Origin of the sequence: Mesorhizobium sp. M0189 (genome assembly GCF_040322135.1) — a bacterium.
GTDB lineage: Bacteria > Pseudomonadota > Alphaproteobacteria > Rhizobiales > Rhizobiaceae > Mesorhizobium.
This window is the reverse complement of record NZ_JAMYSW010000048.1, coordinates 1-9,337: the sequence shown is the minus strand read 5'-3', so window position 1 is coordinate 9,337 and position 9,337 is coordinate 1. Positions and strand designations below refer to the sequence as shown.

The 9,337-nt window shown below is 61.6% G+C and carries 11 protein-coding genes, 1 tRNA gene and 1 pseudogene; all 13 read left to right on the top strand.

Annotated elements, in window-relative coordinates:
• Positions 1-102 (top strand): EF-Tu C-terminal domain-related protein (locus NKJ09_RS32250; protein WP_152536282.1); only part of this gene is annotated, 102 nt, incomplete at its 5' end.
• Between the two features lie 150 nt (positions 103-252).
• On the top strand, positions 253-1,938 hold the full coding sequence (locus NKJ09_RS32245) for a COG3904 family protein (protein WP_352496504.1): 1,686 nt from the start codon (positions 253-255) through the stop codon (positions 1,936-1,938).
• 21 nt (positions 1,939-1,959) lie between these two features.
• A pseudogene (locus NKJ09_RS32240) lies at positions 1,960-2,058 on the top strand (EF-Tu C-terminal domain-related protein); the annotation flags it as partial.
• Positions 2,059-2,288: 230 nt separating this feature from the next.
• A complete protein-coding gene (locus NKJ09_RS32235) occupies positions 2,289-4,076 on the top strand; it encodes a COG3904 family protein (protein WP_352485037.1) in 1,788 nt (595 codons plus the stop codon).
• 105 nt (positions 4,077-4,181) lie between these two features.
• Positions 4,182-4,664, top strand: a complete 483-nt coding sequence (locus tag NKJ09_RS32230) for a group II truncated hemoglobin (protein WP_352485036.1) — start codon at positions 4,182-4,184, stop codon at positions 4,662-4,664.
• A 130-nt stretch (positions 4,665-4,794) separates the two neighbouring features.
• Complete coding sequence (locus tag NKJ09_RS32225; RefSeq protein WP_352485035.1) at positions 4,795-5,310, top strand: hypothetical protein; 516 nt, start codon at positions 4,795-4,797, stop codon at positions 5,308-5,310.
• A 77-nt stretch (positions 5,311-5,387) separates the two neighbouring features.
• Positions 5,388-5,463: transfer RNA gene (locus NKJ09_RS32220), tRNA-Trp, on the top strand.
• A gap of 366 nt (positions 5,464-5,829) precedes the next feature.
• Positions 5,830-6,033 (top strand): preprotein translocase subunit SecE, encoded by a 204-nt coding sequence (secE, locus tag NKJ09_RS32215; RefSeq protein WP_023721668.1) that lies wholly within the window; start codon positions 5,830-5,832, stop codon positions 6,031-6,033.
• A 27-nt stretch (positions 6,034-6,060) separates the two neighbouring features.
• On the top strand, positions 6,061-6,588 hold the full coding sequence (gene nusG / locus NKJ09_RS32210) for a transcription termination/antitermination protein NusG (RefSeq protein WP_006333333.1): 528 nt from the start codon (positions 6,061-6,063) through the stop codon (positions 6,586-6,588).
• A 159-nt stretch (positions 6,589-6,747) separates the two neighbouring features.
• Positions 6,748-7,176, top strand: a complete 429-nt coding sequence (gene rplK, locus NKJ09_RS32205; RefSeq protein ID WP_023680440.1) for a 50S ribosomal protein L11 — start codon at positions 6,748-6,750, stop codon at positions 7,174-7,176.
• Between the two features lie 4 nt (positions 7,177-7,180).
• Entirely contained in the window at positions 7,181-7,879 is a 699-nt protein-coding gene (rplA, locus tag NKJ09_RS32200) for a 50S ribosomal protein L1 (protein WP_352485033.1), read from the top strand.
• 391 nt (positions 7,880-8,270) lie between these two features.
• Positions 8,271-8,789 (top strand): 50S ribosomal protein L10, encoded by a 519-nt coding sequence (gene rplJ, locus NKJ09_RS32195; protein ID WP_008875657.1) that lies wholly within the window; start codon positions 8,271-8,273, stop codon positions 8,787-8,789.
• Positions 8,790-8,843: 54 nt separating this feature from the next.
• The gene (gene rplL / locus NKJ09_RS32190) at positions 8,844-9,221 is read left to right on the top strand and encodes a 50S ribosomal protein L7/L12 (protein WP_023680442.1); all 378 of its coding nucleotides are present in this window, start codon (positions 8,844-8,846) and stop codon (positions 9,219-9,221) included.
• Positions 9,222-9,337 lie beyond the last annotated feature (116 nt).

The following is a 9,337-nucleotide window of genomic DNA, read 5'->3' as shown; positions in this document are numbered from 1 at the left end:
GAGCTGATCGTGCCGATCGCCATGGAAGAGAAGCTGCGCTTCGCCATCCGTGAAGGCGGCCGCACCGTCGGTGCCGGCATCGTCGTCACCATCAAAGAGTAATCAACGCCGGCGTTGCCGGTCGAGATCGAATGCGAAAGGGCGGTCTTCGGGCCGCCTTTTTGATTCGAATAGATTAACCGCCTTGCTTCAAATCCTGTTGCAAGCGCCTCTGCCGTAACTAGTATAGGTTGCATCGAGGGGGCTGCCCGAATGGTTCCATGGCGCCGTTTGCATAGTCAGGCATTGTGGTCGTTAGGACTGATCTGCCTGGTGTCGTTGCTCGCCATGGGCCACGCCGCCTTCGCAGCCGATGCCAAGAAATCCACGCCGGAAAAATCCACGCCGGATCTCGGCCCGACGATGCGGTTCGTCGTCGTCCGCAGCAGCGCGCCGGGCTGCGAGCCGACCTGTCCGGAATGGATATCGGCGGAAGGCTCGATAGAAGCCGGCACGCCGGCTCTGTTCAAACGCACGCTGAAGGCGCTTGGCGGCCGAAAGCTGCCGATCGTCGTCGATTCCCCCGGCGGCAATGTCGAAGCGGCGCTGACACTTGGTCGCCTGATCCGCAAGAACAAGCTCGATATCGCCGTCGGCAAAACCCGGTTCGTCGGCTGTCTGCCAAATGTGAAAAACTGCAAGGAAAACGACGGCAAGGGCGCCCGTTATTTTGGCAATGCCTATGCCGACGGCGCCATCTGCAATTCCGCCTGTCCGTTGATGTTTTCCGGTGGCATCCGGCGCGTGGTCGGGGAATGGGCCTTTCTCGGCGTCCATCAGATCACCACGACCTATATCCGGACGAAATTGCTGTACCGCACCACCTACCGCGTGGTGAAGGGTAAGAAGAAGATCCTCAACACCAAGGTCGTCAGCCGGAAGAACGCCGGCAGCTACAAGACCTACGAGATGAACAAGCCGCTGGAGCGGAAGCTGGCGGCCTATCTGAAGGAGATGGGCGTCGGCCTGGGCGTGCTCGAGACCATGAAAGGCACGCCGGCCAGCAGCATCCAGCAACTGGTTCCCTACGACATGCTGCAAATGAATCTCGTCACCAGCTTGGATGCCGTCGACCTGCTGACCGCGCCAACCCTATGCAAATCCGATCCGTTGCCGGCGAGTTGCAGGGAGCTGCCGGCGCCGGCGAATATCGCGAAGCCGGCCGGCGAAGTGGTGGCGAACGCCGGGCCTGCACCCGCAGGGCACGAAACCACGCGGCCGAAGGAGGCCGCAGACATGCGCTTCGTCCTGGTCCGCGGCAGCAATCCGCTTTGCAATCCCAACTGCCCGGAATGGATCTCGGCCGAAGGCACAATTACCGCCGACACGCCCGAAAAACTGCGCCAACTGCTGGACGGCGTCGGCGACCGGCGTCTGCCCATCGTCATCAACTCGCCGGGTGGTGATGTGCTCGGTGCTTTGGCGGCCGGAAGGCTGATCCGCGAACGCAAGCTCGACGTCACCGTGGCGCGGACGGATTTCATTGGCTGCGAACCGCGGCAGGCCGACTGCACGGCCGAAGACGGCGTCTATAACGGACTGACGGTCGATGCCGGCGGCGCGTGCGGCTCGGCCTGTCCGATCATGCTCGCCGGCGGTGTCAAACGCCTCGTCGGCCCGCGCGCACAGCTGAGCGTGCATTCGGTAGGGCAGGAGCAAAAGGTCAAGGCCTATCTCGAGGACATGGCCATCGGCCCCGGTCTGTTTGCCGCAATTCAGCTGAATTCAGTCGAACGGCAGCTCGAACTCGACAGGATGCTGAAATACGGGCTGACAACCGGGCATCAATCGGCAGACGAATTGACAGGCCCCGGCATCTGCAGATCGGAGCCACAGCCCGAGAACTGCCGCGAAGCCTCGGGCGCCAAGGCTCAGGCCAGCACGCCGGTCAAATCGTAAGGCGGGCTTGATAGCTGCGAGCTGATCGTGCCGATCGCCATGGACGAGAAGCTGCGCTTCGCCATCCGTGAAGGCGGCCGCACCATCGGTGCTGGCGTCGTCGTCACCATTATAGAGTGATCGGCGCCGGCATTGCCGGTCGAGATCGGATGCGAAAGGGCGGTCTTCGGGCCGCCTTTTTCGCTTACTGACTCGAGGCAGAACAATCTTGCGCGGGTGTTTCAAAGCTATTGCAACCACCATTGCCGCAACTATTATAGGTTGCATCAAGGGGGCTTTTGCCAAGCGTGGTTTCGGGACGCCGTTTAGATAGCGTGGCAAGGTGGTGGCGCGGGCTGCTGGTTATTGCCATGGCGATGGCTGCCTTCGCCGCAAAGGCCGAGGATGTCTTCCCGAAATGGTCCGATCCGACGACTTGGACCGATCCGAAGCTATTATCCGATGATCTCTCGCCGATGCGATTCGTCGTCGTGCGCAGCAACGCGACCGGCTGCGAGTCTAACTGTCCGGAATGGATTTCGGCAGAAGGCGCCATCGAAGCGGGCACGCCAGCGCAGCTCAAGCGCATATTGAAGACGCTCGGCCGCCGCAAACTGCCCATCATCGTCAATTCCCCGGGCGGCAATGTCGATGCTGCGCTCCAGCTTGGTCGAATAATCCGCAAAAACAAGCTCGATATCGCCGTGGGTACGACCAAGTTTTCCGATTGTTGGCCCGGGATGAAAGATTGCCGGGCCAATGACGGCAAGGGCGCAGCATATTTCGGCATTGCGTCTGACGGGGGTGCCATGTGCAACTCCGCATGTCCGCTGATGTTTGCCGGAGGCGTCGGACGCGTGGTCGGCGGTTGGGCCTATCTAGGCGTCCATCAGATCACTACGACCTATTTCCGCACAACACGGCACTATCGAACCACCTATCGAGTTGTGCGGGGCAAAAAATATAGGATCACCACAGAAACCATCACTCAAGACAATGCCGGCTACAAGACCTATGAGATGAGCAAGGCGCTTGAGAGGAAACTTTCGGCCTATCTCAGGGACATGGGTGTCGGACGGGGCGTAATCGACAGAATGAAGGCCACGCCCGCCAGCGACATCCGGCAGATCGCCCTCGACGACATGCTGACGATGAAGCTGATCACCAGCAGGGACTCCCTCGACATACTTACGCAGGCGGGCATATGCCAGCGGAGTCCTGCGCCGCCGAACTGCAGGGAGGTCCCTGCGAATGCCAAGCCGGCCAAGGTGGCAGCAATCGAAGCGAAGGCCGGACCGTCTCAGCCGGCTCAAGTCCCACTTTCTCAGCTGGCCAAGGAGGCACCTGCTCAGCCGGTCGAGGCAGTGCCAGGAAACGAGGCGCCGGACAAGGGCTTCATACTCGTTCGCGGCAGCGATCCGATGTGCGAGCCCCACTGCCCGGAATGGATGTGGGCTCGGCCGCTCGTGGCAGTGCCGGGGAACGGGGCACCCGAGATGCGCTTCGTTGTGGTTCGCCGCAGCAATTCGTCCTGCAATCCCGACTGCCCGGAATGGATCTCGGCACAAGGCGTAATCACGAGCCAAACCCCGCAGAAGCTGGGCCAGTTGCTCGCTACGCTTGGCAGCCGGCGGCTGCCTATAGTGGTGAGCTCGCGAGGCGGCGACTTGTTCAGCGCTCTGGCGATGGGGCGACTTATCCGTGAAAAGAAGCTCGACGTCGCCGTTGCCCGTACCGATTTCGTTGGCTGCGACCCGGAAGAGTGGAATTGCTTGGCCAAAGATGGCGCCTATGCCGGAGTGGCCAGCGATGCGAAAGGCGACTGCGATTCGGCCTGCGCGCTGATGCTGGCTGGGGGCGTCAGGCGGCTTGTCGGTCCACGGGCGCTACTCAGCCTTTACCTGATGGGACAAGCCCAGCTGATCAAGGCTTACCTTGACGAGATGGCAATCAACCGTGATCTGTTCATGACGCTTCAGCGCATTTCGGTCGAGCGTCAGCTCGAACCTGACGTGATGCTGAGGGCCGGACTGACGACTGGGCCGCAATCAGTGGACGAGCTGACCGGTGCCACCCTGTGCAGATCGGTGCCGAAGCCTGACAATTGCCGCGTGGTGCTCTCGCCCAATGCGCAGGCCGAGGCGCCCGCCAAATTGTAGGGGCGCGTCGGTTTCGGAAGCTGGCCATCGAGACAGGTTGAGCGATGCTGGATGTTTCCGCTATCGTCCGGCGTGGTAGAAGACCAGCCAGGCGAGGGATCGCAAATGAGCCAGGACGTCCCGACATTGTTCGAATGGGCCGGCGGCACCGAAGCGCTGAACCGCCTGACCCAGACCTTCTACGACAACGTCTCTCGGGATCCCATTGTCGGGCCGGTGTTCAAGCATATGTCGGCGGACCATCCGGCCCACGTCGCGGCCTTCATCGGCGAAGTTTTCGGTGGACCGAAAACCTACAGCGAAAAGCATGGCGGCCATCGCGAAATGGTGATGCATCACCTCGGCAAGCATCTGACGGAGGAGCAGCGCCGGCGCTGGATCAATCTCCTCGCCGACGCCGCCGACGAGATCGGGCTGCCTGACGATCCCGAATTCCGCTCGGCCTTCATGGCCTATATCGAATGGGGATCGCGGCTGGCCAAGATGAACTCCAACAAAGGTCCGACCTGCGATCCCGAGACGGAACCAATGCCGGTCTGGGGTTGGGGCGTGCCGGGCGGCCCCTACAAGCCGCCTTCGGGAAACTGACCGGGCGCGAATCGGTCGAAAACCCTGCCGGCCAGGAAAACGGGTGGCTATGGAGGTCTCGGTCCTCCAGGCTAACGGTTTAAAGTCGCCGTCGACTGGCGGGGCCTCACTAAAAACCGGAGACTTTGCGATGAGATCGGAAGGCAAGAAAAATTCAGGCAGCACCTTTGACGGCAACCGCGGAACCCGAAACCCGTTCGGTGTCATGGATGTCCCCACTCCCGACGACGAGGAGGTGTCGGCGTTCGCCGCCGGCGTAAAACTGGAGGGAGCTGCAAGCGATGAAAACGCCGAAGCCTGGGGCACCGAAAGCGACCGCGACCGCAACGACACCATCGAAGGCAGGTGGTCCAGCCGATGGAACGGCGGTGCCGACCCCACGATTCCAGGCGATAGCAAGGGTAAATGGAAGTCTGGCCGGGGCGAGCTGAAGACCGCGGGAGAGAGAGTTTACCTACTGTTCGATTGGCATGATGGCGTGCGCAAGGGGCTCATCGACGCGCGGCGCGTCAGTGCGAAAGGGCTGGTTGGAAAATATATCAATCTGACCGACCCAAAAATCGTGCGTCCCTGGGTCGGTTTGGTCGTCAGCAATCAACGGATCGACGGGAAATGGCCGGGAGGACGCCTGGACTTTCGAAGATGAAGGCTGGGCAGCGCACGTCGCTCTTTACAGAGCGCGCGGAAGCTTTTAGGAAGCGCCTGCTGCGCCGACATGCGCATACGGGCATAGCTCAGTTGGTAGAGCGGCGGTCTCCAAAACCGCAGGTCGTAGGTTCGAGCCCTGCTGCCCGTGCCATTCCTTCGAATGGATACCTAAAAAACGATTCTTTTGCAGCGCAGCCTTTGAAAACCGGCTTGTGACTTGCCATATAGCATAAGTTGCGGCATAAGGGCCGCATAGCCGGGACGGGACGACTGGATGGTTCCGAGGCGGCGTTTGGTCATAAAGCGGACACTTGCCACTTGCGTGGATCAAGAATCGGTTTTATGTAGACGAAACAGACACGCGACGCGTGGAGCTGGGAAGCCGGCTTTACGCGTCTGATTTGCATGGGCGAAATGATTGCGCTGATTCGGCGCGAACGCACGCTCAAGCGGCACGTCCCGGCCATCGGGATCATCCAGGAGACCCGGCCAACGGGTCTTGCAGACAGAGCGGCATATGGCTTCGAAAACCACAAATCCTTTCACCTTTCTCCAGCAGGTTCGCGCGGAGACTGCCAAGGTCACTTGGCCGTCGCGGCGCGAAACGGTGATCTCGACGGTGATGGTCCTTGTGTTCGCGGTCATCGCGATGATCTTTTTCTTTACCGCAGACGTGGCCATGGGCTTTGCGGTCGAAAAAATCCTCGGCCTCGGACAGTAAGTCCGGCGATTACGGAGAAGTCTTAAAATGACCGCGCGGTGGTACATCGTCCACGCCTACTCGAACTTTGAAAAGAAGGTCGCCGAGGACATCGAGAACAAGGCCAAGCAGAAGGGCCTGTCCGCCGACATCGAGCAGATCGTGGTGCCGACCGAGAAGGTCGTCGAGATCCGCCGCGGCCGCAAGGTCGATGCCGAGCGCAAGTTCTTTCCGGGCTATGTGCTGTTGAAGGCCAATCTGACCGATGCCGTGTTCTCGCTCGTCAAGAACACGCCGAAGGTCACCGGGTTCCTGGGCGACTCCAAGCCGGTGCCGATCACCGAAGCCGAAGCCCAGCGTATCCTGAACCAGGTTCAGGAAGGCGTCGAGCGGCCGAAGCCGTCGGTGACGTTCGAGATCGGCGAAGCGATCCGCGTTTCGGATGGACCATTCGCGTCGTTCAACGGTTTCGTCCAGGAAGTGGACGAGGAGCGGGCGCGGCTCAAGGTGGAAGTATCGATCTTCGGGCGCGCCGTGCCGGTCGATCTGGAATTCGGACAGGTCGAGAAGGGCTGATCCGAAATCCCTGCACCGGTTTCGGCGGCAGGGAAGGCGGCGCGGAGATCGCGCGGCCAAAACGGGTGGGAGGCGAATGCGGCTTTAGCCGGCCGCGCGGACCGCACCACCAGACTGCAACCGCCGGCAAGACCGGCATGAGAAAAGGCAGGAAGAGAGATGGCTAAGAAAATTGCAGGCCAGCTCAAGCTCCAGGTTTCCGCGGGATCGGCGACGCCGTCGCCCCCGATCGGCCCGGCGCTTGGTCAGCGTGGCATCAACATCATGGAGTTCTGCAAGGCGTTCAACGCGCAGACCCAGGAAATGGAAAAGGGCTCGCCGGTTCCGGTCGTCATCACCTACTACCAGGACAAGTCGTTCACCTTCGTCATGAAGACGCCGCCGGTGAGCTACTTCCTGAAGAAGGCCGCGAACCTGAAGTCGGGCTCGAAGGAGCCGGGCAAGGTCAAGGCCGGCACGATCGGCCGCGACAAGGTGCGCGCCATCGCCGAGCAGAAGATGAAGGATCTGAACGCAAACGACGTCGAGGCGGCCATGCGCATGGTCGAGGGCTCCGCCCGCTCGATGGGTCTGGAAGTGGTGGGCTGAGATCATGGCAAAGATTGCAAAGCGTGTATCGCAGACCCGCGAAGGCATCGATCCCAACAAGGCTTACGCTTTGGGTGAGGCGCTGAAGCTGCTCAAGGATCGCTCCTCGGTGAAGTTCGACGAGACCATCGAAGTCGCGATGAACCTCGGCGTCGACCCCCGCCATGCCGACCAGATGGTCCGCGGCGTGGTCAACCTGCCGAACGGCACCGGCCGCAGCGTTCGCGTCGCCGTGTTCGCGCGCGGTGACAAGGCCGAGGAGGCCAAGGCCGCCGGCGCCGACATCGTCGGAGCCGAGGATCTGGTCGACATCGTCCAGAAGGGCACGATCGACTTCGACCGCTGCATCGCCACGCCGGACATGATGCCGCTGGTCGGCCGTCTCGGCAAGGTGCTCGGCCCGCGCGGCATGATGCCGAACCCGAAGGTCGGCACCGTCACCACCGACGTGGCCGCCGCCGTGAAGGCATCGAAGGGCGGCGCCGTCGAGTTCCGCGTCGAGAAGGCCGGCATCGTTCATGCCGGCGTCGGCAAGGTCTCGTTCGACGTCAAGGCGCTGGAAGAGAACGTCCGCGCCTTCGCCGATGCGGTGACCAGGGCAAAGCCGGCTGGTGCCAAGGGCAATTACGTCAAGAAGGTGTCGGTCACCTCGACGATGGGCCCGGGCCTCAAGCTCGACGTCTCGACGCTCGCAGCGTCCTGATACGAACAATTGGATCGGCCGCTAAGACGCTGATCCGTGAAAGAATTCCGGGCCTCCGACCTGTCGGCGGCCCGGTACCGGAAGTCGAAAGGCTTCCGGACATCCTGTCCGAGATTGCAGGCGGCCCCCAAGCCTTAGGTGATGTGGGCCTTAATTCATGTGGGCCTGCATGAGACGGGTGAAGACCGGACAAAGGAGCGAACGCTCCAATGAAAGGTTCGAACCGTGTTTGCCTTTTGTCTGCGCACCGTCCGGCTTGCCGGCAGGTGTGGCGAAAGGGGGCAGGATCCTCGAGCGTCGTTCGGGAGATCCGTTACTGGATGGCCCGGCCGGCAAAAGGCAACCCGACGCCTGTCCTTCGTAGAGGGCAGGGGTCAACTGGAGATAGGCAGTGGACAGAGCGGAAAAACGCGAACTCGTCACGGGCCTGAATGATGCGTTCTCAAGCGCTGGTTCAGTCGTCGTGGCCCACTACGCCGGTATCACCGTCGCGCAAATGAACGACCTTCGGTCGAAAATGCGCGCCGCCGGTGGCACCGTCAAAGTCGCGAAGAACCGTCTCGCCAAAATCGCTCTTCAGGGCACGGACTCCGCATCGATCATCGAGCTGTTCAAGGGACAGACGCTGATCGCCTATTCGGAGGATCCGATTGCGGCGCCGAAGGTCGCGTCCGATTTCGCCAAGGGAAATGACAAGCTCGTCATTCTCGGCGGCGCAATGGGCACCACCTCGCTCAACGCCGACGGTGTGAAGGCACTCGCCACACTTCCGTCGCTCGATGAGCTGCGCGCCAGGCTGGTTGGCATGATCGCCACGCCGGCAACCCGGATCGCCCAGATCGTCAATGCGCCTGCGGCTTCGGTCGCGCGCGTCATCGGCGCTTACGCCCGGAAGGACGAGGCGGCATGAGGCCGTTCCTCGCTATCACAAACACACGTTCGAACCTTATGAAGGAACATTGCAATGGCTGATCTGGCAAAGATCGTAGACGACCTTTCGAAGCTGACCGTCCTCGAGGCGGCCGAGCTGTCGAAGCTTCTTGAAGAAAAGTGGGGCGTTTCCGCCGCTGCTCCGGTGGCGGTTGCCGCTGCTGGCGGCGCCGCGGCCGCTGCTGCTCCGGTCGAGGAAAAGACGGAATTCGACGTCGTCCTCACCGAAGCAGGCGCTCAGAAGATCAACGTCATCAAGGAAGTTCGCGCCATCACCGGTCTTGGCCTCAAGGAAGCCAAGGACCTGGTCGAGGCGGCTCCGAAGCCGGTCAAGGAAGCCGTTTCCAAGGCCGACGCGGACAAGTTCAAGGCCCAGCTGGAAGCAGCCGGCGCCAAGGTCGAACTGAAGTAAGCGTTGAGTACCGGCGGACGGCGTCCCGCCGTGCGCCCCCCCCGAAACGGGGAGGGGTGGCGCAGGGCGCGCAGAGTGGGCAAAACACATTAAGGCGGGCCGCACACCCGCCCTCA

Excerpts from the sequence above, each read along its gene's own strand:
- NKJ09_RS32235 (WP_352485037.1), top strand. The coding sequence starts at position 2,289 with ATGGCGATGGCTGCCTTCGCCGCAAAGGCCGAGGATGTCTTCCCGAAA.
- nusG (WP_006333333.1), top strand. The coding sequence starts at position 6,061 with ATGACCGCGCGGTGGTACATCGTCCACGCCTACTCGAACTTTGAAAAG.
- NKJ09_RS32230 (WP_352485036.1), top strand. The coding sequence starts at position 4,182 with ATGAGCCAGGACGTCCCGACATTGTTCGAATGGGCCGGCGGCACCGAA.
- secE (WP_023721668.1), top strand. The coding sequence starts at position 5,830 with ATGGCTTCGAAAACCACAAATCCTTTCACCTTTCTCCAGCAGGTTCGC.
- NKJ09_RS32245 (WP_352496504.1), top strand. The coding sequence starts at position 253 with ATGGTTCCATGGCGCCGTTTGCATAGTCAGGCATTGTGGTCGTTAGGA.
- NKJ09_RS32225 (WP_352485035.1), top strand. The coding sequence starts at position 4,795 with ATGAGATCGGAAGGCAAGAAAAATTCAGGCAGCACCTTTGACGGCAAC.
- rplL (WP_023680442.1), top strand. The coding sequence starts at position 8,844 with ATGGCTGATCTGGCAAAGATCGTAGACGACCTTTCGAAGCTGACCGTC.
- rplA (WP_352485033.1), top strand. The coding sequence starts at position 7,181 with ATGGCAAAGATTGCAAAGCGTGTATCGCAGACCCGCGAAGGCATCGAT.
- rplK (WP_023680440.1), top strand. The coding sequence starts at position 6,748 with ATGGCTAAGAAAATTGCAGGCCAGCTCAAGCTCCAGGTTTCCGCGGGA.